Origin of the sequence: Emticicia sp. SJ17W-69, assembly GCF_051209875.1 — a bacterium.
GTDB lineage: Bacteria > Bacteroidota > Bacteroidia > Cytophagales > Spirosomataceae > Emticicia.
The window spans coordinates 5,377,533-5,401,676 of record NZ_JBNTQY010000001.1 but is presented as its reverse complement, the minus strand read 5'-3'; the positions used below and the strand labels follow the sequence as shown (position 1 = coordinate 5,401,676).

Here is a 24,144-nt window from a genome sequence, read left to right as displayed (position 1 = left end):
ATGAAAAAACACATCTTACTCATAATCAGCACTTTAATTGTTAATTTTTCTTTCGCACAACAAGTTTCGGTCAATGTTTCGGTGGCTCCCCCCTATACACCATACTTGCTCGACTATATCTTTGCGACAGGAAAAACAACCATTCAAATCAAGAATAACACCCGACAGATCCAGCAAATAAAATTGCTTGGTAGTATTACTGGCGATAACGGATTTTGGGTTAAAACAAAGCCAAATTTTCAACCTACAAAACCAATTATCTTAAATCCGAATGAGATAAAAATCTTTAAAAACTGGCAAGAATTACAAGATTTTTTTGATGGAAATAATGTAGAGTATTCTGAAATTAACCCCGAAGTCATTGCACGAAATAGTTTCCCCGAAGGAACATATAATATTTGTATTCGTGCCTTAGATTTTGCGACAAATTCAGTCTTATCATTCGACGAGCCATTGGGTTGTAGTAATCCAATTAATATTAGATATGTCGAACCGCCAGTCATAATTTTCCCAAAAGACGAAGATATTATCAGCATTGACACTCATCGCCCTATTATGTTCAATTGGTCGAATGTCATTGGCTTCATAAAAAGCGTAAACTTTGATTTCAAATTGGTGGAACTGCCCGATGTGGAAGTAAATGCTAATGCTTACATTGAGTCGGTAACGATTCCGATATATCAGCAAAAAAATATTCGCTCAACCACATTAATTTATGGCAATAATATGCCGATATTGAAACCTAATAAAAAATACGCCGTGAGAATAACTGCTTCAGATGCTGAGAAAAAAGTCGTATTTTTAAACGAAGGCCATAGTTTAGTAACAACATTTACCTGCAAATAACCAACCAAACCCATGAAAAAACTCTCTGATTTCTTCTACAGTAAAGCCAATGGCTACCTTGTTTTAGGCTTTTTAGCAGCACAATTTACATTTTCGGGTGCAATTTTGCCTTACTTTCAAAAGCAATTCGACCCCGAACTTAATCGTGGTTTGCTTGACTTGAGTTTCGGCTTTACCCCCGAAAAAGCCTTTAGTATTCTTGAAAGCTACGGCGAAAAAGGGCGTGAAGTTTACCTTTTTGTCGAATCATTTGTTGACATCGTTTATCCACTTACTTATACCACAGCTTTTATATTGCTTTTGAGTTTTTTATTCAAAAAGAATAGTTGGAATCTCGGTTCGCTAAATCTACTTCCTTTAGGTTGTCTAGTATTTGATTTATGCGAAAACCTTGGCATTATAAAAATGCTCAATGCTTTTCCAGAAAAAGCCGATTTTTGGGCAAATTTCTCTTCCAATTTAGGAATGGTAAAATGGGTATTCGCTGGTATAACCGTAATAGTAGTCTTGATAAGTTTGGTCATGTGGGGTGTAAATGCCTTGAGAAAAAAATAATCGAAAATTAGGGTATCATTTTGCATCATGGAAAATGATACCCAGGTTAATTCTTTTACCACTTCGGACTTCGCTTACGCCATGTCGCATCGAAGTTCTGTAATAACCTCGACCGCCTAAAGTTGGTCTAAAATTAGTCGTAAAAATAACCGCTTCACCTTTATTTGGTTGTAAAACAACACCTTTCGACTGCATCCGAGGGCGATTTTCAACCATTATAAATTCTCCGCCTGTATAATCTACATTCGGTTGAGTCAAGAAAATAACTACTTGAAAAGGGAAAAATATTTCGCCGTATAAATCTTGGTGTAAGGCATTCCAATCGCCTTTTTCATATTTTAGAATCAAAGGCGTTGAGCGATTTTGACCGCTTTGATGACAAATTTCCAATAACTCATCTAATTGCTTCGGGAAAGTCTTTTCAATACCCAATTTTATCATCCAATCATTAGCAATTTGTGCCAAATGTGGGTACAAAGCATGACGTAATTCCTCTATAATATTGGGTAATGGATACTTGAAATATTTATATTCCCCACTCCCAAATTGGTAGCGTTTCATATTAATTACACTTCTAAAATCTGACTGATTTTCGTAAGATTTTGCTAATTCGTCACAATTCGCATCAGAAATTATTTGAGGTAAAACTACGTAACCATTTTGGTCAAGGTTTTCTAAATATGTTTTAAAATCTATATTTTCAAGCATTTTCTATTGTTTTTCTACAAAAATTGCTCATTTTCCTCTTTCAATCAAACCGAATCTTGCTTTGTAACACAATTCTCCAAATTGTGTTCAAATAAAAGAGCAAATTAAAAACTTGCATTACAAAAAAAATCTATTTTTATTTGCGTAATCAATTACGTAACTAATTACACAATGCAAGATGTTTTTTCAAAATTGGGGCCATTAATCATCGCCAGTCGGCTTAAACGCATGAGCGATTATATCATGCGTGCGGGAGCAGAGTTTTACCGAAGTAATGGTATCGAATTTGAGCCAAAATGGTTTCCGCTCTACTACTTACTTTCGCAAGAAAAAGAACTAGGTATAATGGATATTGCTCAAAAATTGAATATTTCACACCCAGCAGTGATTCAATTGGCCAAAGAATTAGAAAAAAAAGGTTGGATAAGTTCCACAAAATCTAAAGAAGATGCCCGAAAAAGGTTATTGAAATTAAGTAAAAAAGGCTTGAACCTCTTACCTCAATTACAATTAATTTGGGACGATATTCGAGAAGTAAACCGACAAGTAGTTGATGCACAATCTACCAATATATTGAATGCTTTAGAGGAAATGGAAGCATTTTTTGCCTCAAAATCTTATACCGAGCTTATGAAGGCATTCCAAGAAACAAAGAAGAAATAGTCCACGTAAAAAACAATTAATTTTTTTAGGTATGAAAATTTCAATACAAACATACTCCGACATTTATCAAAAACAAGTTGAAAACTTAGTTTTGGGCATTCAAAATGATGAATTTTTGCTTGGGTTAACTGCACAAGACCAACCTGATTTACCTAACATTGCAGAATTTTATAAAAATGGTCGCTTTTGGGTAGCGTTAAACGAAGAAAACCAAGTCATGGGTACGATTGGTTTAGAACCACTAAATGAAAAACAAGCTGTTTTAAGAAAAATGTTTCTTGATAAATCAATGCGAGGAAATAAGGATATAAACTTAGCCCAGCATCTTTTTGAAACCCTACTTCAATATGCTAAAGAAAAAGACTACCAAGAAATATGGCTGGATACGCCTCCACCCGCTCACGCTGCTCATCGATTTTATGAGCGAAATGGCTTTGAATTAATGCCACGAGAAAGTGTACCTACAGGTTATAAACTTGCTCAAATTGCTGGCCTTAAAATTTACCGATTGACATTAAATTAATTAACAAATGAATAATACTTTAGATTATACCCAAGAAGAATTTCAAGATATTCTCAATAAAACTTCAGAAATGATTCTTGAAAAATATGCAAATTTGGATGCCATTAAAGGATTCAACGTAAACTCACAAGAAGAAGTCGAAAGTTGGTTCGATGAGCCTCTTCCACTGCATGGGAAAGATAGTTTGGAATTATTGCAAGAAGCAAAAACAAAAGTTCTGGATAGTGCAACGGGCAATTTAGGAAAGAATATGTACGCCTACGTGATGTCGGGAGGAAACCAGATGTCAACGATTGCTGAGTTATTGCTATCAACCATTAACCAAAATAACACAAAGTGGCATTTAGCACCTGCCATGACCGAAATCGAAAAGCGGGTGATTAAATGGACTGCCGAGATGATTGATTATACACCAAATGCGGGTGGTGCGATGGTTAGTGGTGGTTCGGAAGCAAATTTGGCTGGTTTGACAGTTGCACGGAATATATTTTTCAAGAAATTTGATGTTAAACAAAATGGACTTTTTGGTTTGAAGCCATTTACAGTTTATTGCTCAAAAGAAACGCATAATTGTACTGATAAGAGTTTGTCTTTGTTAGGAATAGGTACAAATCAGCTTCGAAAAATTGGCACAAATGATGATTTAACCATTAATATAGGGGCTTTAGAAGAACAAATTCAAGTGGATATTGCCTATGGTTTTATGCCATTTTGTGTGGTTGGTAATGCAGGAACAGTAAACACTGGGGCTATTGATGATTTGTTAGCACTTTCGGCAATTGCTAAGAAATATGAGATGTGGTTTCACGTTGATGGTGCTTATGGAGGATTAGCTTCGGCTTTGCCTTCATTGAAGCATAAATATGCAGGTTTAGAAAAAGCCGATTCGATTGCTTTGGATTTTCATAAATGGCTTTACCAACCTTTTGAGATTGGTTGTGTTTTGGTGCAAGATTGGGGGAAAATGAAAGAAACGTATTTCAAAGGGGCTGATTACTTGGCAACTGAATTACAAGTAAATGTCAATGCTCGCTTGGAATTTAATGAACATTATTTTCAATTGTCTCGTAATGCAAAAGCCTTCAAAGTTTGGCTCTCGGTAAAGGCTTATGGTTTTGACCGAATTAGGGCTATGATTCAAAAAGACATAGATTTGACCAACTATTTGATACAACTCATTGAAAAATCAAGTGATTTTGAACTGAAATCAAAAGCTGAGTTGGCAGTGGCGTGTTTTCGTTACAAGGGAAATTTAAGCGATGATGAAGCAATTGCTGATCTGAATCAAAAGCTTATACCCGCTCTCGAAGCTGATGGAAGAGTATTTATTACAAGCACTAAGTTAAATGGTGAGTTTGTATTGCGAGCATGTCTCATTAATCATCGAAAAACCGAAACTTCGACTGAGTATTTGCTGGATACGATTCGAGATGTGGCTTCGGGTTTGTAGTCGTTGTCTGTGAGGACACAGACAACAGCACGGCACAACGACACATCAAAAAGAGCCATTGTCTGTGTCCTCACAGACAATTTAAGGACAATTTTAGCCTTACAGACGATTTAAATATTTTAAAATATGCAAAAAATAGAAATCATCGACCTCGACCCACAAAATGAAGCTCAAAAATTGGCTTTTAAGCAAATCAATTATGAGTGGATTAATAAATACTTCAAAGTAGAAAAAGGCGATTTAGATTCACTCGAAAATCCTGAAAAATACTTTTTGGCAACTGGTGGAGCCGTTTTATTAGCTCGCCGGGGAGAAGAGTATTTAGGAACTTCTGCACTCAAACCAATAGGCAATGATGCTTATGAGCTTTGTAAAATGGGTGTCACTGAATCGGCACGTGGCTTAGGCATTGGCGGGTTAATTGGCGAAGCAGCCGTCGAAAAAGCCAAAGAGTTAGGAGCAAAAAGGTTATATTTAGAAACAAATTCAAGCCTTACGCCTGCACTTACTCTTTATGAAAAATTAGGTTTCAGGCGTATAGAAAATTTCTCATCTTCTTATCAACGTGCCGATGTGGCTATGGAAATGTGGTTTTAAATGTAGAACAATTTTCCAAATTATACTTATCTATATAGAACAATTTGGAAAATTGTTCTACAATACCAATTGTCAGAGTACAGAAAAACTCGTACCTTTAGGCTTTTAAAACAAAGATTCTAAGAAAAATGAGAAAAAAAATTGCCGCTGGTAACTGGAAAATGAACAAAACTTTTGAAGAAGGTTTAATCCTACTTTCAGAAGTTGTAAATATGGTTAAAGACGAAGTTGTAAACCCTAATGTGCAGGTTGTGCTTTGTGTACCATTCCCATATTTAAGTACATTCGGAAAATTAATAGACACCGATAAAGTTTCTTTAGGAGCTCAAAACTGTTATCCAAAAGCTTCTGGTGCATATACGGGAGAAGTTTCGATTCCGATGTTGAAATCAGTAGGTGTTGGTCATGTAATTATCGGACATAGCGAACGTCGCCAGTATTTCAACGAATCAGATGCATTTTTGGCAGAAAAAGTTGATGCAACTTTAGCGGGTGGTTTAACACCAATCTTCTGTTGTGGCGAAACTTTAGAACAACGCAACGAAGGCATTCACTTCGATTTTGTTCGTGGCCAAATCACTAACAGTCTTTTTCATCTTTCAGCAGAGGAATTACAAAAAACGGTCATTGCTTATGAGCCAATTTGGGCAATCGGCACAGGCGTAACAGCGTCAAATGACCAAGCACAAGAAATGCACAAAGTTTTGAGAGACCATTTGGCAACAAAATACGGTCAAGAAGTTGCAGACGAGATTTCTATTCTTTACGGTGGAAGCGTCAACGGAGCCAATGCTCAAGAACTTTTCGCTTGTCCTGATGTAGATGGTGGTTTAGTTGGTGGAGCTTCATTGAAATCAAGAGAATTTACAAATATTGCAAAATCATTTTAATCAGATCTAGATTGAAGGTCAAAACCTTGCAGGATAGCGAGTCATCACACTCGTTTTATTCCTGTAAGGTTTTTTTATGGATTAACTTTTTTAGGCAGAATAAAATATAAAATTCCTCCTACAGATATTATAATTAATATAATTATCAAAATTTTCTGTAAGTTTCCTTCATTCGGATTTTCCAATAATCGCTTGATTTCTTTTGCTTGTGAGCCAGTCCAAATAGCTAATAATGTGCGTGGAATCATCCCGAAAAAGCCTCCGATAAGAATATTTTTTAACTTAGCTCCTGACAATGCAAATACAAAATTGGTCAAAGCAAATGGCATTATCGGGGAAAGTTTTGTAAAGAAAATAAACTTTAATTCTTGCTTTCGAATATTTTCTAAAATCAAACTAACATTCTTATTATCAGATAAATAGCTTCTGAATTGTTCACCATTAAGCATTTTGGTAATGATATTTACCAAAAAAATAGCTGCCATATTCATGGCAAAAACTGGTAAAATAGCATGCCAACCGATGAAATAGCCAAAAATCATAGCCAAAAGGGTGGGTGGTGTAAAGGCGAAAGTGGAGGTGAAACAACTAATAAACGTAATTAAAAACCAATCTTGCCAATTAAATAATGCAACTTCTTTTTCATGTGAAATAACAGTAACTGTAAGAACCGAGCTAAAAATCAGCGGGACAACTGTCAGAAAAATAGAAGAAATGAGGGTATATGAGTATTTATTTAGACTTTTCAATAAATTTTAATTATCTACCTCTTCTTTAGAGAGCTTGAGTGAAGAATTTTTAAAAGAAAAAACCATAACGGAGGGTTATTGGTGTCTGACTTCCGAGCAAGCTTTGCGGACTAATAAAACCTCTATTTGGAAAGCCTAAATTATACATCAATGAAATAAAGCTACCTCTTTGGCCATCACCACCTTGATAAAAGCCAGCACCAATGAGTGGTGAACTTCCCCAGTGTTTTTTTGAAGGATCGGTGTTTGTATCAATGTATGAATAAAACTGGTCGGCACGAGCATTGATAAATTCGTACTCGGCATGAGCAAAAAACCTTTTAAAAACCTGCTGTCTTACAAAAATTTTAGGCCCATAAACAAAATTATTGGTATTTGTAGTACTATTTCTATTGAATGTGCCTTGAAAAATAAAAGTACTGCCGACTCCAGCAACAGTTCCTTTTTCATTTAATTCATACCCGACCATTGGTGAGGCATCAATATAAAAAGCCCCGAAAAAACCCAACCAAAAATTTCCGCCATAGCGAATTTTATCTTTCCACTCAGGTCTTGGTTTTTCAAAATAAACTTGGGTTGGCTTATCACTATCACCCGAAGTTGGGATTTGTTCTTGTGCAAAAACACTAAATGTGCTAATAATCAAAGCAATACTTAAAATAATCTTACGCATATTCTAATACTTTTTCCTGTAAAAAATTGGGCAGCTTGATGCTCTCTAAGAGTTGTTCTTCGAGCATATTTGCCCACTCTGTTAGATAAACGACAACATCGGCTCTAACATTGTGGCGAAGGTAGCGATTTTCGACAGGCAATCGCATTAAAATTTTCTTATCTGATAATTTTTCTAAATTTTGTAAATCTTCTAAACTAAAACCAGATGTTAGCAATTCAAAAATGATTAAATCAATAGGCATTACGCTTGTTTCACAATAGTCATTTAGTTGCTCATTCCAGTCCCCATGACCTTGCATAGCATAAGCATGGATTTCGGCTTTTGTTCGCTTAGTAACCTCCTGAGCAAGGTTTCCGCAATTACAACTACCCATGTGTCCCCACATATATTGAGTACCAGCATCTAATTTTTTTGCAGTACGACGAAGAGCTTCGATAACTTCAATTTTTGCTTGTGCCATTTTTCAAATGTAGAATGTAGACGGGGTCGCCCGTGCGATTAAGAATTTAGAATGAATGATTCTTCACATTTAACCTTTATTTGAATAATTTTGTTCTGATTTTTTATTTTATTAAACAAATTTACACAAAAAGGTCTCTTGAAAAACTCAAGAGACCTTTTATTTAATATTTTTTAAGCTAATTTCAGTAATGAAATTATGCTTTTTTAGCTTTTACAGTTTTTGTTGCTTTTGCTTCAACTTTTGGTTCAGCTACTGTTTTCGCTTTTGTAGTTTTTGCTGGAGCTTTTGTTTTTTCAGCTACTGGCTCAACAGTTGCTTTTGCTTTAACAGCTTTAGCTGGAGCTACTTCTGCTACTACTTCGATTACACAGTTTTCGATTGCGAATTCTGGATTATAACTATATTTTGAAGCTTGTGTGTCATTTACCCAACGGCCATCGTTCAACAAATAACGATATTCGTACGAACCCGCTTGTAAGCTAAGTGATGCTTTCAATGAGCCATCTTTTTGTTGCTTTAACGCTACTCCTTTGCTCGAGTCCCAGTTATTAAACTCACCCAAAAGGATACCAGAAGTTGCACCAGCAGCTACTTCAGCAGGAATAAGAAAATCAATTTTTTTACTTGACATAATGTATTTTCGTTTGATTACGATGCAAATTTCTTAATAAAAATGCAGCTTTTGCAAGAAAATCACAGAAAAGTGCAAAAATTCTTTATAAAATACAATTTTTTGACAGAATGGTATAAAAAAGAAAGCGATTTAAGCTAAATTTTTAACTTAAATCGCTTATTATCAATCACTTACGAGGCCTTAATTTTGGTTAAATTGCTCAGTAATTACCTTGCGAAGGGCTTGGTGTGGACGCAATCCATTATTGCGATAAACTTTCGGTCCAGCATCGGTTTTTGTATCTTGTGCATTACGCATTTGTCGAACAGAAGTGCTTCTAAATTCTTCATATTCATCATCAGTCATGTCCTCACGATTGGCTTTCCCTTTTTCTAAACCATCGTCAAATGTATTGATGCGACGGTCTTGATCTGCTATACGTGAGCGTTCAAGTAAATCGGCGATTTCAGCTAAAATTTCTTTTCTTTCCGCTTTTAATTCTTCTAAATTTGGCAATAATGCCAAATCATTCTCCAAAATACTTTTCTGAACAATCTGTTGAGCTACATCACCTTCAGCTAACTTTAGTTCTTCAATTAACTTTAAGTTTCGCTTTTTGATTCGCCTCATCGTTGGCCCTGCTTGTAGCCAGTTATGCCAATAGGCTTGTAGAATCGGAAAGGCAATTCCCAAACAAATTGCACCTGCAATCGCAAATAAAATTCCACTCAAAACAAATGACATCAATGCCCAAGGACTATTTACCAAATCAACATTCAATTTATCATAAGCCTTCAACTGCTCATCCATTTTCTGAATAATCGCTTGATTATCAGTCGCTTGAATTGCCGTCGGATCAATCGGTTGACTATTCAACTGCATTGATTTGATTTGCTTATTGATACTTTCCTTTAGTTTGTCGGTCTTGTAGGCTTCATAGCGAAACCAACCCAAAATAAACATAGTAGCTACCGAAAAAACTAACAAAAAACCTTGGAAAATAGCATAAGTTTTTTTTGTTTTTGGAGAATACTCGGTCAAATATGGTTGTTCAACTAAACGGTCATAAGCAGGTTTCAAAAGCACTGAGAGCATCGCCAAGCCAATTGCGAATGCCCACGCTTCATAATTATTTCGGATATTGAGAGCATACGCTACAATTTCATGCGAAATAATCAAATCACCCGTTACAAAAGCGATTCCAGCAAATAAATATAAGATACCTGCCAATAAAGAGTATGGCGATTCATTTCGATTTCTTTTGCCTTCTAATCTCTTGATATTTAATGCGTTATCGTCAATTTGTTGTTGTATAAAATTAGCTTTTCTTGAGTGTGTACTTACACCCATCACATGCTCCTGTAGCTTATCGAAAGACGTTTTTTGTTTTTCTTTCGTTTCGGCAATTTGGGTATCAATCTTGGCAACTTCCAGTTTTTTTTCGCCAATTCGTTCTTGATACCATTCATAAGAAATATGACTCGACAAATATCCTTCATAAGGATCTTCTTCTTTGTCTTTGTCTTTTCTGATATTTTCAACGCCGATTAAATAACCGTGCTGAAAGTCAGAATTATAATAATTTTCTGGATTTTCCATATATTTCTGCTTTAAGCGGTAGGCATTAGGCTGTATGCTTTTTTGAAAAGCGTATTGCTTACAGCCTAATGCGTATTACTATGTTATTTCAAGATTATATTTATCTAAAAGTCCTTTGATACTTGTCAATGAGAACTTTGCTTTTTTTATACGATTCAATTCTGGGTCGATAGAAAAATTGAATGCTGTTCTGAAATCAGCCTTTTCCAAGATTGTTTTTTCAAAAATTGCTCCTGCCAAATCACAATTTTCAAAAATGGCAGCCGTCAAGTCTGTTTCATTAAAATCAGCCTCATGAAGCTTACAATTTTTGAATTTTGTAGCTTTCATTTTGAGTTTATAGAAAGTTGCTAAATTTAGAAAACAATCTTCAAAACTCACTGAAAACAAAAAAGGGTTACATTCACTGAAATTTAAACCTAAAAGTTTGCAATGCTTAAACTTCACTGTTTTCATGGAAGAATTGCGAACTTTTACCAAGCTCAAATTGCAATTATCAAAAGTGCATTCGACAAAATCAACGTTTGACAAATTGACATCCGAGAAAATACAATTGCTAAAATGACAATTTTCATATTCCCCTTTGATAAAACTGTCATTGGTGAAGGTTATTCCATGAAAATTTTGTTCTTCTATTATTGGTTTAAGCATTATTTCAAAATCTCGCTTATTTGTTTACCTGTCAATTTTTCACGGTAGCTTCTTGCCAAATTAAATTCACTTTCAAATAATTTTACAAGCATTTCTCGTCTTTCATTGAGGCGTTTGAGTTCGGCTTCTGGTGATTTTAAGATATCAATAATTTTCCATTTTTCAATCCTATGTCCGTCTATTTCGGCTTTGAGTTTTGCCACTTCTTCTTCCCATGCTTGGGTTTTATTTACTTTTTCTTTTTGTAAACGGAGGTTATCATACCACAAACTTGAATCGGTTTTTAGTACAGTCAGATTGCTCAAAAGTAATTTTCCTGCGAAAAGAAACAAGAAAAATACAAAGAGAAATAAAGCAAATGAGCGAATAAGTGATTGATTATCAATTGATTGTACAAAAACAAAAATCGAAGCAGCCAAAGGCATTCCTATTTCTTCGAGCAATTGTCTCCACGAAATTGAAGAGTCTTTTTCATGAAAAAGTGACTTTGGATTAAACAAATTGAACATTCCAGCCAAGAAGATTCCTAATGCAATTACAAAGTGATTTTGTGGGAAATTTGGCAAGATAGATTCATCAATAAGGTAATAATTCCCTATACACATGGCCAGCGAAAGAACGATTCCGATAAAAGTTCTAGGTAGTTGATGCTCAGAACGTTCACGATTTTCGAGTGAAAGAGACTTTTCTGTAAGTTCGTTAATGCGGCTTTCTTTTTGTTCAATAAAAAGATTTAACTCTCCAATTTTTTCAGAGTGATATTCAACGGTTTTTTCTAATTCAGCAGTTTGATGGGCAAAATAATTGCGAATTGCACCTATTTTTTCTTCAGCTTTTGACTCTGAAAGACCGAAAATTACGCCTTCATCTCGCAAAGCATCTTCATTTTCAAGCCAAAATGGGATATTGTCCATTTCGGAAGAGAAATGGCTTACTTCAGTGGTAGGAACACCACTCGCCTCATTCGAGGCAATGGTGTTTTCATTAGACAAAACCAATGCGTCATCGTCAGGCGATGTTTGCAAAACACTTGTTGGTTTTGAACTAAATAAATTTTTTACTCGGTCAAAAAAAGACATGGGTTAAAGCTTATTTTTAAGCACTTATGCCTACTGTTTTGGATTGCAATACAAGTGTTGGCGTTTCATTTTCGTACGCAATAATTGCATTGATTATTTCACGAAAACATTTTTCACGCTCAAAACTTCCTCCAAAACCAGCATCTATCATAATAGCTGCTTTTTCATACGCAATAGTGTACTCTCGGTGGTTACGAATCTTCATATATGGTTGAGGTTGTTTAGTGTTTGCTTATCACTTATGCAACCACAATGCCATATTAACTCGAAATTGGGAAAAATATTTTGATTAAAAAAAAATAAAAGTGAGAAAGGGCTTTTTTTGGAGTTAGGAGGTAGCTTTATAGGATTTAGGGGTTAGGTTTTAGGATTTAGGATTTAGAAATTAGGGGTTAGTGAAATGTAGGTAGGGGATGGGAGAGGTTTAATTGGTTTAAAATCAAAAAAAACTTTCTTAATTTTACCCAAAATTTCTAATTCCTAACACCTAATTCTTAATCTCTAAATCCTAAATAAAATGATTTCAATAATAGTAGCAAAGACCTCAAATAGTGTGATAGGAAAAGACAATCAATTGCTTTGGCGACTTTCGGCAGACTTGAAGCAATTCAGGATTTTGACTACAGGTCACGCTGTTATTATGGGTCGAAAAACTTTTGAGTCGATAGGAAAGGCTTTGCCCAACAGAACAAACATTGTTATTTCTCGACAAAAAAACTTGGATTTACCTATAGGAGTTTTTCAAGCAGAATCTTTAGAAAAAGCAATTGAAATGGCTAAAAATGCGGAAGGGAATGAAGAAATTTTTATTATTGGTGGTGGCAATGTCTATCAACAAGCTTTGGACATTACTGATAAAATTTACTTGACAGAAGTACAAGCAAATATGGGAGGAGATGCTTTTTTTCCTGAGTTAGATAAAAAAAAATGGAAAGAAATTTCAAGAGTTTCGCACAACAAAGACGAAAAAAATGAGTACGATTTTGAGTTTGTAGAACTGGAAAGAATTTACGAATGATGAGTTACGAATGACGAATTCTTAAAAAAGAATAAATGCTTATTTATCAACCTTATATTCGTAAATCGTCATTCGTAACTCGTCATTTTTCAAAAATTATGCTTCGCCCATTGGGCCACCAAAGTTCATTGGAAATGGCATTGGCTCGCTCGTCTGTCGAATTGTGCCAAAATTATCTTCATATTTTGAAATATTATCCTGCAAGGCTGTCAACAAACGTTGAGCGTGTTCAGGTGTTAAAATTACCCGAGATTTTACTTTTGCCTTCGGTACGCCAGGCATTAAACGAATGAAGTCAATGACAAATTCGGTATTTGAATGTGCAATCATAGCTAAATTTGCATAAACACCTTCCGCCATTTCTTCTGATAATTCGATATTGATTTGTTGTTCAGGTTCTTCCTGAATGTCTTTTCTTTTTGCCATGTGTACAAAAACTGTTTGGTGGTTGGGAGTCATCGTCGTAGTAAATTAGCCAAAGGTAAATAGCTTTTTTGAAAAAAAGAAATACCTGCTTGATTTGTTATTTTACGGCAAAAATAACTGTAAAACAATTTTCCGAATTGTTGGCAATTTGGAAAATTGCATTACATTTCAAGCTATTGAACATACTAACGTTGAATTAAACAATAGCTTCTCTAATTCTTAATAATTTTTCTAAAAGCCCCTCTAACTTATCTAAAGCAAGCATATTTGCTCCGTCAGATTTGGCTACCGAAGGATTTGGATGCGTTTCAATAAAAATTCCATCAGCACCTACTGCAATAGCAGCTTTAGCAATGGTTTCTATCAAAGCAGGTTTGCCGCCTGTTACACCTGAAGATTGATTGGGTTGTTGCAGCGAATGTGTGCAATCCATGATTACTGGTACATCAAACGCTTTCATTTCGATGATATTTCGATAATCTACAACAATATCAGAATAGCCAAATGAATTGCCTCTGTCAGTCAACATCACTTCTGCATTAGGATTAATCGCTTTTACTTTCTCAACAGCAAAGCCCATTCCTGAACCGTGCATGAATTGCCCTTTTTTTACATTTACGGCTTTACCTGTTTGAGCCGCAGCTACCAAGAGCTCGGTTTGGCGGCATAAAAATGCTGGAATTTGTAAAACATCTACGTATTGTGCAGCCAATGCAGCTTCATGTGACTCATGAATATCAGTGACAGTTGGTAAATCAAAAGTTTCGCCAACTTCTTTCAGAATACCCAAAGCGAGTTCATCACCGATACCTGTAAAAGAGTCTAATTTTGTACGATTAGCTTTTCGATAAGAAGCTTTAAAAATATAAGGAATCTGTAAACGGTCGGTGATAGCTTTTACCTTTTCGGCAATTTCTAAAGCCATATCTCGTCCTTCAACCACACAAGGGCCAGCAATGAGTACAAAATTCCCAGAATTTTGATTTTTTAAACGATTGATTTTCAGCACTTTATCAGTTTTTAAAGTTTTTATAATAATTATTTTATTACTAAATATTTTATTTTTTTCTCCTTAGAATGGCCTTTTTGAGCCTTTTTTGGCTAAAAATTAGAGTTAATGAGCCATTCAGGAGAAAACCATGCAAAGGTGGAAACAAATCTGACATCAAAAAAATTTCCTGTATTTTGTTGTTTTCGTTTAAAAGCGTTTTCTTTGCAGTCGTTTTTCACCAAACTACAGTTCAAAATGTCAGCAATTGCAACAAAAGTAACGAAAATTATCGTAGAGAAACTCGGAGTAGATGAGTCAGAAGTAACTCCAGAAGCATCATTCACAAATGATTTAGGAGCGGATTCATTAGACACCGTAGAATTGATAATGGAATTTGAAAAAGAATTTAACGTCTCTATTCCAGATGACCAAGCAGAAAATATCCAGACCGTAGGTCAGGCTATCACTTACTTGGAAGAAAATTCTAAATAAGTATTTTTTTGTCGAGTTCAGAGTAATAATTTAAGAAGTAAAACTTTAAAAAGTTTTCTTAAAATCTTATTTATACCACTCAGAACTCGACACTTAAAATATTTAATTAAGTATTTTACTTTGAACAAAATTACACTTTATGGCATTCAAACGAGTAGTTGTAACAGGATTAGGGGCATTAACGCCCATCGGAAACACAGTGGAAGAATATTGGCATGGGCTGTCGAACGGCGTAAGCGGTGCAGCGACCATTACCAAGTTCGATGCCAGCAAATTTCGCACGAAGTTTGCCTGTGAAGTAAAAAACTTTGACGTTACGCAGTTTATTCCTCGCCAAGACGCCCGTAAGATGGACTTATTCACCCAGTATGCAATGGTTGTTGCTGATGAGGCAATAAAAGATTCTGGGCTTGATTTAGAAAGTATCAATAAAAATAAAGCAGGGGTTATTTGGGGTTCGGGTATTGGCGGATTAAAAACTTTTGAAGAGGAGGTTATTAATTTTGCTGGTGGCGACGGAACACCAAAGTTTAACCCTTTTTTCATTCCTAAAATGATTGCTGATAGTGCTTCGGGGCAAATTTCTATAAAATATGGTTTCCGAGGACCTAACTACATTACTGTTTCGGCATGTGCTTCTACCAACAATGCAATTATTGATGCCTTCAATTATATTCGTTTAGGTAGAATCAATCTTTGTATTTCAGGAGGCTCTGAAGCTGCGATTACACAAGCAGGCATCGGTGGGTTTAATGGCTTACGTGCCATGTCAGAACGTAACGATGACCCAGCAACAGCTTCTCGTCCTTATGATAAAGACAGAGATGGATTTATTTTAGGAGATGGTGGTGCTGCCCTTATTTTAGAGGAATACGAACACGCAGTAGCTCGTGGAGCAAAAATATATTGCGAAATAGTGGGTGGTGGATTTTCGTCAGATGCTTACCATATTACTGCCCCACACCCAGAAGGCGAAGGTGCTTATTTATCTATGGTCGATGCTCTTGATGATGCAGGAATGAAGCCAGAAGAAATTGATTATATCAATACACACGGCACTTCAACACCATTGGGTGATCCACAAGAAATTAAGGCAATCGAGAGATTATTTGGTGAGCATACCTACAAAATGAGTATTAGCTCAACTAAATCTATGACTGGGCATTTACTCGGTGCAGCAGGTGCTGTAGAGTCAGTTGCCGCTGTCCTTGCAATTCAACACCAAGTTGTTCCACCAACCATCAATCTCTTTAATATTGATGAAAGCATCGATCCTCGAATAGATTTAACACCAAATGTAGCGAAAGCTCGAAAAATAGATGTAGTTTTGAGTAATTGTTTTGGGTTTGGCGGTCATAATGCTACATTGATATTTAAGAAAATTTAATTTCGAAACGTGTTGTCGGTAGTTAGCAATTCTTTTTGGGGGTTTTTCAAATCTGATTCCAAGGAACGCAGTTTTAGAAAATCAGTAGAGCAGATTATCGGAGAAAAACCGAGTAATCCTTTGCTCTACCAGTTGGCTTTTAGGCATACCTCTGCATCGAAAGAAACCAGTATTGGTGGCTTCCGAGAATCTAATGAAAGGTTAGAGTATCTTGGAGATTCGGTGCTTGGTATGATTGTGGCCGAGTATCTCTTCAAAAAATATCCATTTAAAGACGAAGGTTTTCTTACAGAAATTCGTTCTCGAATTGTTAATCGAGAATCATTGAATATTCTTGCTCGTAAGATTGGCTTAGAACGCCTCATTGAGTTTGATGGTCAGCGAATTGCCCATAACCGAACATCTATGTACGGTGATGCAATGGAAGCTCTTATAGGTGCGATTTATTTAGATAAGGGTTTTCGTTTTACAAGAAAATTTATTCTGAAAAAATTAATTGCCAACTACTTTGACCTTGATACAGTCATTCAAACAAATACAAACTACAAAAGTATTCTATTAAGCTGGTCGCAGCAAGAAGGTAAACGAGTGACCTTCGAGATAGTACAAGAAAATGGCAAACACCACCACAAAGAATTTGTTGCTCAAGTTTCGGTCAATGGCGAAGCTGTAAGCAAAGGTGGTGGTTGGAACAAGAAAAAAGCTGAGCAAGAAGCAGCCCGACGTGCGTGTGAAGCTTTAGAAATAAAGTAAAAAACTTCCAACTATGGGTTTTTAGTTAGTGGTTTCCTTCTTTCTACATTTTTCATTTATTTGATACTTATGAAAGGTTTCTTAGAAACCTTTTTTTTATAAATATCAACGATCGAAAAATCGATAGCTTACTGCAATTTTAGTAAAATGATTCAAAAAAATTTGTATAATAGTGCCAAGTATCTATTTTTGTAAAATGATATAGTTCGACTCAACACCTATTACACTGCCATTTGTTGAAACTTTTACCTAAAATAGTATTCGGAATTTTAGTATTACTAAGCTGTGGGATATCCTACTCCCAAAAAGTAGCTATCCAAGTTTTACAACAAGGAACATCCTACTCGGATTCGTCCTATTATGATATTGTACCCGTTGGTGATAAATTTTGGATTGGTGGCAAATATGGCACACTAAAATTGATTGATTCGGTTGGTTCTCTCTCAAATATATCTTACCCAAGTGAAAATGTTGATATTTATAAGATTGATCATCTTGATGAGCAAACCTTAATACTTGGTGGAGATAAAGGTGTTATCTACAAGCACAATTTAATTAGTAAAACGTGGGAAACAATCAAGATAAAAGGCTATGAAAAAGCTTGTTTTTATAATTTGACTGTTGTTAATGATTCAACAGCATTTATTTGTGGTGGAAAATCTTCTATTGCTCACTCTGAGAAAACTGTTCCTTTTGGTTTTATTTTGAAAACGGTAGATAGGGGACTTACATGGAAGCGAGTTTATCATAATGCATTCAAAATGGTTTGGTGCGTAAAATATAATCCTTTCAACAAAAAGGTTTATGCACTGATGTACACCCCCAATAGAACACATTTGTATAGCTTTAGTCAAGAAAAATGGCAAAAGGAGCAAAAACTTGGCAACAGTATTTTTCATGAAATACAATTTGAAAACGAAAAAGATTTTGTAACAATGGGTGGATGGATGGGAAAGAATGGCCGCATTCACCACAATAATCAAAAACTAACAATTCCCAAATCAGGTTTAATTTGGGGAAGGGTTTCCAATGGTCAGTATGATATTTATTCTGCTTGTGATGGAAAAATTGTACTGGGAGATAAATCAGGAAATTATAAAGTATTTGGAGAAAAACTCAATAAGGCTTTTAATATCTATGAAACCGTTTTTACTTCGCCTACTACCGCCATTGCTATTGGAAGTGCAAGAACTATTCTACTCATAAAAATCATCACTGAAAGTAATTTTGCTCAATTAGAGCGTCCTTGAAATTGAAAAGTTTCACTAGGCAGTCCGATAAGGAAAACCTCAGTGAAACTTTATCATTATACATTTTCAATTAATACCCTACTTATCGTTTAAAATCATTGGAGTATTTCCTTTTCCACCCATAATAATTATCTTCGTATTAGGCGAGGTTGCAATTTCTTTTTGAGCTTTAATCATCTCATATTGTAATTGTTTATCTGTCAAAGTTGTGGTAATGATTCTTTGATAGTCCGAAATACCTTGAGCTTCAACACGCTTGCGTTCGGCTTCTTGTTTTTCTTTTTGTAAGACAAACTGCATCTTTTGTGCCTCTTGCTCCGCATTGATTTTCGACTCAATGGTTTTCTTAACCGATTCTGGTAAATTGATGTTTCTGACCAATAATTGCTCTAAAACCAAGCCTCTTGTTTTAAAATCAACTTCGATGGCTTTGAATATTTTTCCTTGAAATTCATCTCTTTTTGTTGAATATAAGGCTACAGCTTCATAATAAGCAGCAATATCACGAATACGAGTGCGGGTAATCGGACGAACAATTACATCTTCATAATTTGCTCCGATTTTTTTCAAAATTGTGGGAGCTTGATCTGGTTGTACTCTGTAAAGAACTGTTAGGTCAATGACAACCTCCAACCCATCAGAAGAAAGAACACGAATGGCATCATCACCTGCTTGTTTACCCTCGTCATGTACACCCGACATGGTGTAGTTTTGGGTACGAGTATCAAACTCTGTGACTTCAACTAATGGGTTTACAAAGTTAAGTCCACTTGTAAGTGTACCTTCTTGGACATTACCAAAAAGCGACTGAACACCTACTCGACCAGCATCAATTTGTTTGACAGTAGAAAATGCAAGTCCAATAGCAATCAAAATAATACCCACTACTTTGAGCGGGCGAGAAAAACGAGAAAACTGTAAAGAAGGGGTGTTGATAGCAAATCCAACTATCAAGATGATAACACCGATTGTTAAAAAAAACATGGTTTTATATTGGTTTAGATATTGTTTAGCTTCTTAACAAAATAGGTATTGGTTCAAAAGCGGAGCAAACGTACAGCAAGGTGCGAGTAATTATCCAATATTTACATAAAAGGTTTTTTTTTAAGTTTATATAGGGGATTTTTAGTGATGAATTTCCGAAATGGAATTGTTAAATATTGAACCTTTTTTGAAGAGGTTTTTTACTTATCCACAAATGTATCCATTTGATAATTTTTTGATGTTGAAAACGTGTTTTATCTCAAAACTGGTACATTTTTTAGAATATATTGATTTAGTATATTTTTTCATATTCCAAAAAATATCGTGCTTTCTTGTTTTCAATGAATAGCAAGTACCGAGCTATCAATCTTTAGATAGCTCGGTCTTTTTTTTGCCTAAATCTTCAGAAAATAACCTCATATAAGCTAAAAAGCCTCCCCAATTGTCAAATAAAGATTTCCTTTTTCCTTAGGTTGAATGCCATAATCAATTCTAATATTAATATGTTCTTTTTTGATTGCTTTTATACGAAGTCCAGCACCATAAGTAAATTTGGGCTTATCAAATCGAACAAGTTGTTTTTCATCACCCAAATAACCTAATGAACTAAAAGCAGTTAAACCTATGAATTTCCATACTTCAAAACGACTTTCGGCTTGTAATAAAAAAAAGTTTTTATCACGAAATTTTCCTTCAAAAAGCCCACGCATTTTCTTCGCTCCTCCTAAAAGTGAAAGCTGATTGAATGGTACATTTTTACCTTGAATAAAACTGCCATAAATATTGGTAGCCAAGACAACTTTTGAGTGAAGAGGCTGATAATTTGCAAAATCTAATACAATTCGATTGAAATTTCGGTCTGCCCCAAAGGCTTTTAATGTTGGTAAAATGTAAAATTCAGCAAATGTACCTTTTCGGGGATAAAAAATAGCATCTCTTGTGTCTTTCAAAAACGAAATACCTAAACTCGAGGTTCGGCTATTTTGGCTTCCAGCAACTTTGCCCGAAGCCAATTCTTTGCCTACTTCCGTAGAGGTAACTTTATAATTTTCAAACTGATACCTGAGGCCTGCATAAAGGTTTTTACCAATTTGTTGAGATACCAAAATTTTTAACCGAGGATAATCAACACCATAAGTTTCTTCTGGAATTTGATTTTCGCCTATACCAAAGTATTTGTAGTTATATTTAAAGAATCCTACCTCTCCATTGATATAATATTTAATATTATTATAGAAAACGGAAAATGGCATATAAGCCAAAAACTGTTCCTTTTGTGTATAAGCAACACCAGCCGAAATTTGAGAAGGTTTTGCTATTGCACCATCATTTTTGAATTTGAATGTACCAGTTACTAATGCACCTCCCGCAAAGCCTGTTTCGGGTAGTCGAAAGACAATTGGTAAAGGAAGGATAGATTTATCACGAAAATACTTACTATTTTTCTTTAAGGAATCTAAGTTATAATGTGCTGATAATGAATCTATTAAAAGATTTTCTTTTGCGTAAACATTAGTATTTTTAATGATAAGGCAAAATATAATAGCCAGCGTTTTTTTCATAAAAACAGATTTAAAACAATCTCATACTTTTATATACGAATAAAAGTATGAGATTGTTTTAAAATATCTTCATCCATTTTCCTTGCTCTTTCATCACCAATTCGATGACTTCACGCACGGCACAGTCTCCACCTTTGCGGATAGAATTATAGTCGGCTACCTCTATGATTTCTTTTACGGCATCAACAGGGCAAGCGGATAGCACTGCCCGATGTTTCATAATTTCCCAATCTGGCAAATCATCTCCCATAAATAGAATTTCATCAGCAGAAAGATTATTTTCTTCTATATATTTATCAAAAACAGCTAATTTTTGGTCGGTTCTCACACCCAAAAAAATATCTTTGATACCAAATGGAGAAAGCCTTTCACGAATACTTTCTTCTTTTCCTCCCGAAATAATGGCAATTCTATAACCCGACCTTATGGCTTTTCCTAAAGCGTAGCCATCTTTTACATTGAAAACCCTAGCCAATTCGCCACCTCGCATAGCGATTACAGTGGCATCGGTTAATACACCATCTACATCAAAAATAAAGGTTGTAATTTTTCGGAGCTGAGATTTGAGTTTGATATTCATGAAATTGGGTTTAGGGATTGCTTTTGGTTGTATTACAAATTGTTGTTTTAATAGCAAAGCTAAATCTTTCAAACGTCTAATATTTTATAATTAGCTACTTATCTAATAGATTACTATAGTTTTGGATCAACGTTTAAAATAATTTTGCATAAAATTCGCATAAATTCGTTTAATTCGTGTCATTGGCGAAGCATTATTTTTTTATGTTTGATAAAATAAAATCTCAATTCTTTTTACTGCTAAAAACTCGTTGGGCAAAATTAATTTTGGCTTTTTTTGGTGTTTTGGTACTACTCAACCTTATTTTTCCACCTAAAATAAATCTAAAATATTCAACTCTAATTACAGATGCTGACGGAAAAGTAATGCACTCATTTCTTAGTTCAGATGAGAAATGGCGTATGTTTGTTGAACTTCAGGAGATTACACCAACGCTACGAAAAGCAATTCTTTCTAAAGAAGATAAGTATTTTAATTATCATTTTGGGGTAAACCCTTTGGCAATTGGTCGAGCTGCATTGAATAATTTGACAAGAAATCGCCGTACCTCGGGAGCAAGTACGATTACGATGCAAGTAGTGAGAATGTTAAATCCCGAAAAGAGAACATATTGGAATAAAATAAACGAAATTTTTCGAGCGATTCAGTTAGAAATATTTTATTCAAAAGATGAAATCTTGCAAATGTATCTTAATCTTGTGCCTTATGGCTCAAATATCGAAGGGATAAAATCTGCTTCGTATTTATATTTTCAGAAATCACCCGATCGATTAAGTTTAGCGGAAGTAGCTACGCTTGCCATTATTCCTAATCGTCCTACAAGTTTGAGGTTAGGTACAAAGAATCCTTTAATTGTTGAAGAAAGAAACAAGTGGCTGAGGCGTTTTCAGAAACTTCAATTGTTTGATAATCAGGCAATTAATGATGCTTTGCGAGAGCCACTAAATGTCACTCGCCACGAAGCTCCCAAAGATGCACCACATCTTTCGCTTAGGCTAAAAAAACAATATTCGGAGCAGGCAATTATAAAATCAAGCATCAAACAAGCGATCCAAGTAAAGGTTGAACAAATGGTGGCAAATTATGTCAATCGCACGAGGGCGATGAATATCAATAATGCGGCTGTTTTAGTGATTAATAATGAAACCATGCAGGTAGAAGCCTATGTAGGTTCAGCGGGTTTTAATGATAGTTTTGATGGTGGACAAGTAGATGGTATGCAGGCAATTCGTTCGCCAGGAAGTGCTTTAAAACCACTTTTGTATGCAACAGCTTTCGATAAAGGAATGATTACGCCCAAAAATATTATTAATGATGTTCCGACAAATTTTAATGGTTTTGAGCCAGAAAATTTTGACCGAAAATTTAATGGAAAAGTGTCGGTTGAGTTTGCTTTGGCCAATTCCTTGAATATTCCAGCGGTAAAGGTGGTAAGAGATTTAGGAAAAGCAAGCCTAATTGAACAACTCAAAAAAGCAGATTTTCAGACAATTAAGAAACAAGAAAAAGATTTAGGTCTATCAATCGTACTTGGCGGTTGTGGGGTCACACTTGAAGAAATGACTCAATTATATGCTGCTTTTGCTAATAATGGGAATTGGAGAAAATGCCAATTAACCGCACCAAAGCGTCAGTCGCCCCAGCTCTCCCTGTTAGAGAGGGGGGAGAAAACTCTCCTCTCCATCGAAGAGGGGCAAGGGGTGACCGATGCTTCGGTGGAGTTGCTCTCACCCTCAGCTACTTATCTAATTACTGAGATTTTAGCCCAAATCAAACGCCCTGATTTGCCTAATAATTTTGATTATACTTATCGTTTACCAAAAATTGCTTGGAAAACAGGTACTTCTTTTGGGCGTCGTGATGCTTGGAGTATTGGTTACAATAAAAAATACACTGTGGGGGTTTGGGTTGGTAACTTTTCGGGTGAAGGTGTGCCTGAGTTGAGCGGAGCAGAAATCGCTACGCCTCTGCTTTTTCAGATTTTCAACACGATTGATTATAATACTTCTGGCGAATGGTTTCCGCAACCCCAAGAGGTGGTTTCTCGCCAAGTTTGTGCTGAGTCGGGTGATTTACCAAGTGAATATTGTAATAATAAAATCTTAGACTATTCTATTAAAGGAATTTCGCATACAAGAAAGTGCTCACATCTCAAGAAATTTTTCGTAAATAATTCAGAGTCAATGAGTTATTGTACACAATGCCTGCCCATTGATGGCAATTACAAAGAAAAACTATATGCAAATTTTGCACCTGAATTGATTAGTTTTTATGAATTGAAGCACATTCTATATGAGAAGATCCCGCCACATAATCCTAATTGTACAAGAATTTTTAAAATAGTAAACAATGCTCCTATTATTACCAATCCCAATGATGGAAGTGAATATTTTATCAGTAAAAATGATACCCAGCAAATGCAGTTAGCTTGTCAAACTGCCAATGATGTAAAGGAGGTTTATTGGTATATTAATGACAGACTTTTACAAAAAATATCTTCAAATAAGCCACTTTTTTTTACTCCAATAGTTGGGAAATTAAAAATATCTTGTACTGATGATAAAGGAAGAAGCACTAATATTTGGGTGATAGTGAAGGAAGAATAACATTTTTCTTTTGTAAAAAAAGGATATTTAAAC

Annotated in this window: 27 protein-coding genes and 1 pseudogene; 13 read left to right on the top strand and 15 right to left on the bottom strand. The window is 35.2% G+C overall.

The window, feature by feature from the left end:
• On the top strand, positions 1 to 846 hold the full coding sequence (locus ACQUQZ_RS22205; RefSeq protein ID WP_435357284.1) for a hypothetical protein: 846 nt from the start codon (positions 1 to 3) through the stop codon (positions 844 to 846).
• A 12-nt stretch (positions 847 to 858) separates the two neighbouring features.
• Positions 859 to 1,401: a hypothetical protein gene (locus ACQUQZ_RS22200; RefSeq protein WP_435357283.1), complete on the top strand. Its 543-nt coding sequence runs from the start codon at positions 859 to 861 to the stop codon at positions 1,399 to 1,401.
• A gap of 15 nt (positions 1,402 to 1,416) precedes the next feature.
• Here ACQUQZ_RS22200 and ACQUQZ_RS22195 read toward each other — a convergent pair whose 3' ends face one another.
• Positions 1,417 to 2,109, bottom strand: coding sequence for a 2OG-Fe(II) oxygenase (locus tag ACQUQZ_RS22195; RefSeq protein WP_435357282.1), 693 nt, complete (start codon positions 2,107 to 2,109; stop codon positions 1,417 to 1,419).
• A gap of 171 nt (positions 2,110 to 2,280) precedes the next feature.
• On the opposite strand from ACQUQZ_RS22195, the gene ACQUQZ_RS22190 reads away from it, so the two are divergent.
• The 5 genes from ACQUQZ_RS22190 (at position 2,281) to tpiA (ending at position 6,232) form a co-directional block, all read left to right on the top strand.
• The gene (locus ACQUQZ_RS22190) at positions 2,281 to 2,772 is read left to right on the top strand and encodes a MarR family winged helix-turn-helix transcriptional regulator (protein WP_435357281.1); all 492 of its coding nucleotides are present in this window, start codon (positions 2,281 to 2,283) and stop codon (positions 2,770 to 2,772) included.
• 31 nt (positions 2,773 to 2,803) lie between these two features.
• Complete coding sequence (locus ACQUQZ_RS22185) at positions 2,804 to 3,295, top strand: GNAT family N-acetyltransferase (RefSeq protein WP_435357280.1); 492 nt, start codon at positions 2,804 to 2,806, stop codon at positions 3,293 to 3,295.
• 7 nt (positions 3,296 to 3,302) lie between these two features.
• On the top strand, positions 3,303 to 4,745 hold the full coding sequence (locus ACQUQZ_RS22180) for a pyridoxal phosphate-dependent decarboxylase family protein (RefSeq protein ID WP_435357279.1): 1,443 nt from the start codon (positions 3,303 to 3,305) through the stop codon (positions 4,743 to 4,745).
• 126 nt (positions 4,746 to 4,871) lie between these two features.
• The gene (locus ACQUQZ_RS22175) at positions 4,872 to 5,342 is read left to right on the top strand and encodes a GNAT family N-acetyltransferase (RefSeq protein ID WP_435357278.1); all 471 of its coding nucleotides are present in this window, start codon (positions 4,872 to 4,874) and stop codon (positions 5,340 to 5,342) included.
• A 128-nt stretch (positions 5,343 to 5,470) separates the two neighbouring features.
• Positions 5,471 to 6,232 carry a triose-phosphate isomerase gene (gene tpiA / locus ACQUQZ_RS22170; RefSeq protein ID WP_435357277.1) on the top strand — a complete coding sequence of 254 codons (762 nt, stop codon included), beginning with the start codon at positions 5,471 to 5,473 and terminating at the stop codon, positions 6,230 to 6,232.
• A gap of 74 nt (positions 6,233 to 6,306) precedes the next feature.
• Here the strand turns inward: tpiA and ACQUQZ_RS22165 are convergent, their stop codons facing one another.
• From ACQUQZ_RS22165 to ACQUQZ_RS22125, 9 genes and pseudogenes are all read right to left on the bottom strand, one after another.
• Positions 6,307 to 6,981, bottom strand: a complete 675-nt coding sequence (locus tag ACQUQZ_RS22165) for a TVP38/TMEM64 family protein (protein ID WP_435357276.1) — start codon at positions 6,979 to 6,981, stop codon at positions 6,307 to 6,309.
• Between the two features lie 49 nt (positions 6,982 to 7,030).
• Positions 7,031 to 7,654 carry a hypothetical protein gene (locus ACQUQZ_RS22160; protein WP_435357275.1) on the bottom strand — a complete coding sequence of 208 codons (624 nt, stop codon included), beginning with the start codon at positions 7,652 to 7,654 and terminating at the stop codon, positions 7,031 to 7,033.
• Positions 7,647 to 8,117, bottom strand: coding sequence for a hypothetical protein (locus ACQUQZ_RS22155; RefSeq protein WP_435357274.1), 471 nt, complete (start codon positions 8,115 to 8,117; stop codon positions 7,647 to 7,649). The genes ACQUQZ_RS22160 and ACQUQZ_RS22155 overlap by 8 nt, the downstream gene beginning before the upstream one ends.
• A gap of 196 nt (positions 8,118 to 8,313) precedes the next feature.
• Positions 8,314 to 8,751: an isoamylase early set domain-containing protein gene (locus ACQUQZ_RS22150; protein WP_435357273.1), complete on the bottom strand. Its 438-nt coding sequence runs from the start codon at positions 8,749 to 8,751 to the stop codon at positions 8,314 to 8,316.
• A gap of 183 nt (positions 8,752 to 8,934) precedes the next feature.
• Entirely contained in the window at positions 8,935 to 10,332 is a 1,398-nt protein-coding gene (locus tag ACQUQZ_RS22145) for a hypothetical protein (RefSeq protein ID WP_435357272.1), read from the bottom strand.
• A 78-nt stretch (positions 10,333 to 10,410) separates the two neighbouring features.
• Positions 10,411 to 10,662 carry a pentapeptide repeat-containing protein gene (locus ACQUQZ_RS22140; protein WP_435357676.1) on the bottom strand — a complete coding sequence of 84 codons (252 nt, stop codon included), beginning with the start codon at positions 10,660 to 10,662 and terminating at the stop codon, positions 10,411 to 10,413.
• Between the two features lie 162 nt (positions 10,663 to 10,824).
• Positions 10,825 to 10,983 (bottom strand): annotated as a pseudogene (locus ACQUQZ_RS22135) (pentapeptide repeat-containing protein); the annotation flags it as partial.
• Positions 10,983 to 12,062 (bottom strand): hypothetical protein, encoded by a 1,080-nt coding sequence (locus ACQUQZ_RS22130; RefSeq protein WP_435357271.1) that lies wholly within the window; start codon positions 12,060 to 12,062, stop codon positions 10,983 to 10,985. The gene ACQUQZ_RS22130 and the pseudogene ACQUQZ_RS22135, both read right to left, overlap by 1 nt.
• Positions 12,063 to 12,078: 16 nt before the next feature.
• A complete protein-coding gene (locus tag ACQUQZ_RS22125) occupies positions 12,079 to 12,267 on the bottom strand; it encodes a hypothetical protein (protein WP_435357270.1) in 189 nt (62 codons plus the stop codon).
• Positions 12,268 to 12,579: 312 nt separating this feature from the next.
• Here ACQUQZ_RS22125 and ACQUQZ_RS22120 point away from each other — a divergent pair, with 312 nt between their 5' ends.
• The gene (locus ACQUQZ_RS22120) at positions 12,580 to 13,080 is read left to right on the top strand and encodes a dihydrofolate reductase (protein ID WP_435357269.1); all 501 of its coding nucleotides are present in this window, start codon (positions 12,580 to 12,582) and stop codon (positions 13,078 to 13,080) included.
• A 96-nt stretch (positions 13,081 to 13,176) separates the two neighbouring features.
• Here the strand turns inward: ACQUQZ_RS22120 and ACQUQZ_RS22115 are convergent, their stop codons facing one another.
• The gene (locus tag ACQUQZ_RS22115) at positions 13,177 to 13,506 is read right to left on the bottom strand and encodes a DUF3467 domain-containing protein (RefSeq protein ID WP_435357675.1); all 330 of its coding nucleotides are present in this window, start codon (positions 13,504 to 13,506) and stop codon (positions 13,177 to 13,179) included.
• Positions 13,507 to 13,702: 196 nt separating this feature from the next.
• Positions 13,703 to 14,512, bottom strand: a complete 810-nt coding sequence (gene kdsA, locus ACQUQZ_RS22110; RefSeq protein ID WP_435357674.1) for a 3-deoxy-8-phosphooctulonate synthase — start codon at positions 14,510 to 14,512, stop codon at positions 13,703 to 13,705.
• 240 nt (positions 14,513 to 14,752) lie between these two features.
• Here kdsA and ACQUQZ_RS22105 point away from each other — a divergent pair, with 240 nt between their 5' ends.
• The 4 genes from ACQUQZ_RS22105 to ACQUQZ_RS22090 all read left to right on the top strand — a co-directional run bounded on the left by ACQUQZ_RS22105 (position 14,753) and on the right by ACQUQZ_RS22090 (position 18,379).
• On the top strand, positions 14,753 to 14,989 hold the full coding sequence (locus ACQUQZ_RS22105) for an acyl carrier protein (RefSeq protein ID WP_394990996.1): 237 nt from the start codon (positions 14,753 to 14,755) through the stop codon (positions 14,987 to 14,989).
• Positions 14,990 to 15,128: 139 nt separating this feature from the next.
• On the top strand, positions 15,129 to 16,376 hold the full coding sequence (fabF, locus tag ACQUQZ_RS22100; protein ID WP_435357268.1) for a beta-ketoacyl-ACP synthase II: 1,248 nt from the start codon (positions 15,129 to 15,131) through the stop codon (positions 16,374 to 16,376).
• Positions 16,377 to 16,385: 9 nt separating this feature from the next.
• Positions 16,386 to 17,129 carry a ribonuclease III gene (gene rnc, locus ACQUQZ_RS22095; RefSeq protein WP_435357267.1) on the top strand — a complete coding sequence of 248 codons (744 nt, stop codon included), beginning with the start codon at positions 16,386 to 16,388 and terminating at the stop codon, positions 17,127 to 17,129.
• Positions 17,130 to 17,362: 233 nt separating this feature from the next.
• Entirely contained in the window at positions 17,363 to 18,379 is a 1,017-nt protein-coding gene (locus tag ACQUQZ_RS22090; protein ID WP_435357266.1) for a WD40/YVTN/BNR-like repeat-containing protein, read from the top strand.
• Positions 18,380 to 18,457: 78 nt separating this feature from the next.
• On the opposite strand, the gene ACQUQZ_RS22085 is transcribed toward ACQUQZ_RS22090, so the two are convergent.
• The 3 genes from ACQUQZ_RS22085 to ACQUQZ_RS22075 all read right to left on the bottom strand — a co-directional run bounded on the left by ACQUQZ_RS22085 (position 18,458) and on the right by ACQUQZ_RS22075 (position 21,505).
• The gene (locus tag ACQUQZ_RS22085; RefSeq protein ID WP_435357265.1) at positions 18,458 to 19,363 is read right to left on the bottom strand and encodes a prohibitin family protein; all 906 of its coding nucleotides are present in this window, start codon (positions 19,361 to 19,363) and stop codon (positions 18,458 to 18,460) included.
• A 425-nt stretch (positions 19,364 to 19,788) separates the two neighbouring features.
• A complete protein-coding gene (locus tag ACQUQZ_RS22080) occupies positions 19,789 to 20,925 on the bottom strand; it encodes a BamA/TamA family outer membrane protein (RefSeq protein ID WP_435357264.1) in 1,137 nt (378 codons plus the stop codon).
• Between the two features lie 58 nt (positions 20,926 to 20,983).
• Positions 20,984 to 21,505, bottom strand: coding sequence for a KdsC family phosphatase (locus ACQUQZ_RS22075; protein ID WP_435357263.1), 522 nt, complete (start codon positions 21,503 to 21,505; stop codon positions 20,984 to 20,986).
• Between the two features lie 203 nt (positions 21,506 to 21,708).
• Between ACQUQZ_RS22075 and pbpC the strand changes: the two genes are divergently transcribed.
• On the top strand, positions 21,709 to 24,111 hold the full coding sequence (gene pbpC / locus ACQUQZ_RS22070; RefSeq protein WP_435357262.1) for a penicillin-binding protein 1C: 2,403 nt from the start codon (positions 21,709 to 21,711) through the stop codon (positions 24,109 to 24,111).
• The last annotated feature ends 33 nt before the right edge of the window (positions 24,112 to 24,144 follow it).

What these genes read in the sequence shown, in the direction of transcription:
- ACQUQZ_RS22160 (WP_435357275.1), bottom strand. Translation starts at nt 7,654, where the DNA reads ATGCGTAAGATTATTTTAAGTATTGCTTTGATTATTAGCACATTTAGT.
- ACQUQZ_RS22205 (WP_435357284.1), top strand. Translation starts at nt 1, where the DNA reads ATGAAAAAACACATCTTACTCATAATCAGCACTTTAATTGTTAATTTT.
- ACQUQZ_RS22120 (WP_435357269.1), top strand. Translation starts at nt 12,580, where the DNA reads ATGATTTCAATAATAGTAGCAAAGACCTCAAATAGTGTGATAGGAAAA.
- ACQUQZ_RS22155 (WP_435357274.1), bottom strand. Translation starts at nt 8,117, where the DNA reads ATGGCACAAGCAAAAATTGAAGTTATCGAAGCTCTTCGTCGTACTGCA.
- ACQUQZ_RS22175 (WP_435357278.1), top strand. Translation starts at nt 4,872, where the DNA reads ATGCAAAAAATAGAAATCATCGACCTCGACCCACAAAATGAAGCTCAA.
- ACQUQZ_RS22115 (WP_435357675.1), bottom strand. Translation starts at nt 13,506, where the DNA reads ATGGCAAAAAGAAAAGACATTCAGGAAGAACCTGAACAACAAATCAAT.
- ACQUQZ_RS22145 (WP_435357272.1), bottom strand. Translation starts at nt 10,332, where the DNA reads ATGGAAAATCCAGAAAATTATTATAATTCTGACTTTCAGCACGGTTAT.
- ACQUQZ_RS22185 (WP_435357280.1), top strand. Translation starts at nt 2,804, where the DNA reads ATGAAAATTTCAATACAAACATACTCCGACATTTATCAAAAACAAGTT.
- ACQUQZ_RS22190 (WP_435357281.1), top strand. Translation starts at nt 2,281, where the DNA reads ATGCAAGATGTTTTTTCAAAATTGGGGCCATTAATCATCGCCAGTCGG.
- ACQUQZ_RS22150 (WP_435357273.1), bottom strand. Translation starts at nt 8,751, where the DNA reads ATGTCAAGTAAAAAAATTGATTTTCTTATTCCTGCTGAAGTAGCTGCT.
- ACQUQZ_RS22075 (WP_435357263.1), bottom strand. Translation starts at nt 21,505, where the DNA reads ATGAATATCAAACTCAAATCTCAGCTCCGAAAAATTACAACCTTTATT.
- tpiA (WP_435357277.1), top strand. Translation starts at nt 5,471, where the DNA reads ATGAGAAAAAAAATTGCCGCTGGTAACTGGAAAATGAACAAAACTTTT.
- ACQUQZ_RS22125 (WP_435357270.1), bottom strand. Translation starts at nt 12,267, where the DNA reads ATGAAGATTCGTAACCACCGAGAGTACACTATTGCGTATGAAAAAGCA.
- ACQUQZ_RS22085 (WP_435357265.1), bottom strand. Translation starts at nt 19,363, where the DNA reads ATGTTTTTTTTAACAATCGGTGTTATCATCTTGATAGTTGGATTTGCT.
- ACQUQZ_RS22140 (WP_435357676.1), bottom strand. Translation starts at nt 10,662, where the DNA reads ATGAAAGCTACAAAATTCAAAAATTGTAAGCTTCATGAGGCTGATTTT.
- ACQUQZ_RS22180 (WP_435357279.1), top strand. Translation starts at nt 3,303, where the DNA reads ATGAATAATACTTTAGATTATACCCAAGAAGAATTTCAAGATATTCTC.
- ACQUQZ_RS22195 (WP_435357282.1), bottom strand. Translation starts at nt 2,109, where the DNA reads ATGCTTGAAAATATAGATTTTAAAACATATTTAGAAAACCTTGACCAA.
- pbpC (WP_435357262.1), top strand. Translation starts at nt 21,709, where the DNA reads ATGTTTGATAAAATAAAATCTCAATTCTTTTTACTGCTAAAAACTCGT.
- ACQUQZ_RS22130 (WP_435357271.1), bottom strand. Translation starts at nt 12,062, where the DNA reads ATGTCTTTTTTTGACCGAGTAAAAAATTTATTTAGTTCAAAACCAACA.
- ACQUQZ_RS22080 (WP_435357264.1), bottom strand. Translation starts at nt 20,925, where the DNA reads ATGAAAAAAACGCTGGCTATTATATTTTGCCTTATCATTAAAAATACT.
- ACQUQZ_RS22200 (WP_435357283.1), top strand. Translation starts at nt 859, where the DNA reads ATGAAAAAACTCTCTGATTTCTTCTACAGTAAAGCCAATGGCTACCTT.
- fabF (WP_435357268.1), top strand. Translation starts at nt 15,129, where the DNA reads ATGGCATTCAAACGAGTAGTTGTAACAGGATTAGGGGCATTAACGCCC.
- ACQUQZ_RS22105 (WP_394990996.1), top strand. Translation starts at nt 14,753, where the DNA reads ATGTCAGCAATTGCAACAAAAGTAACGAAAATTATCGTAGAGAAACTC.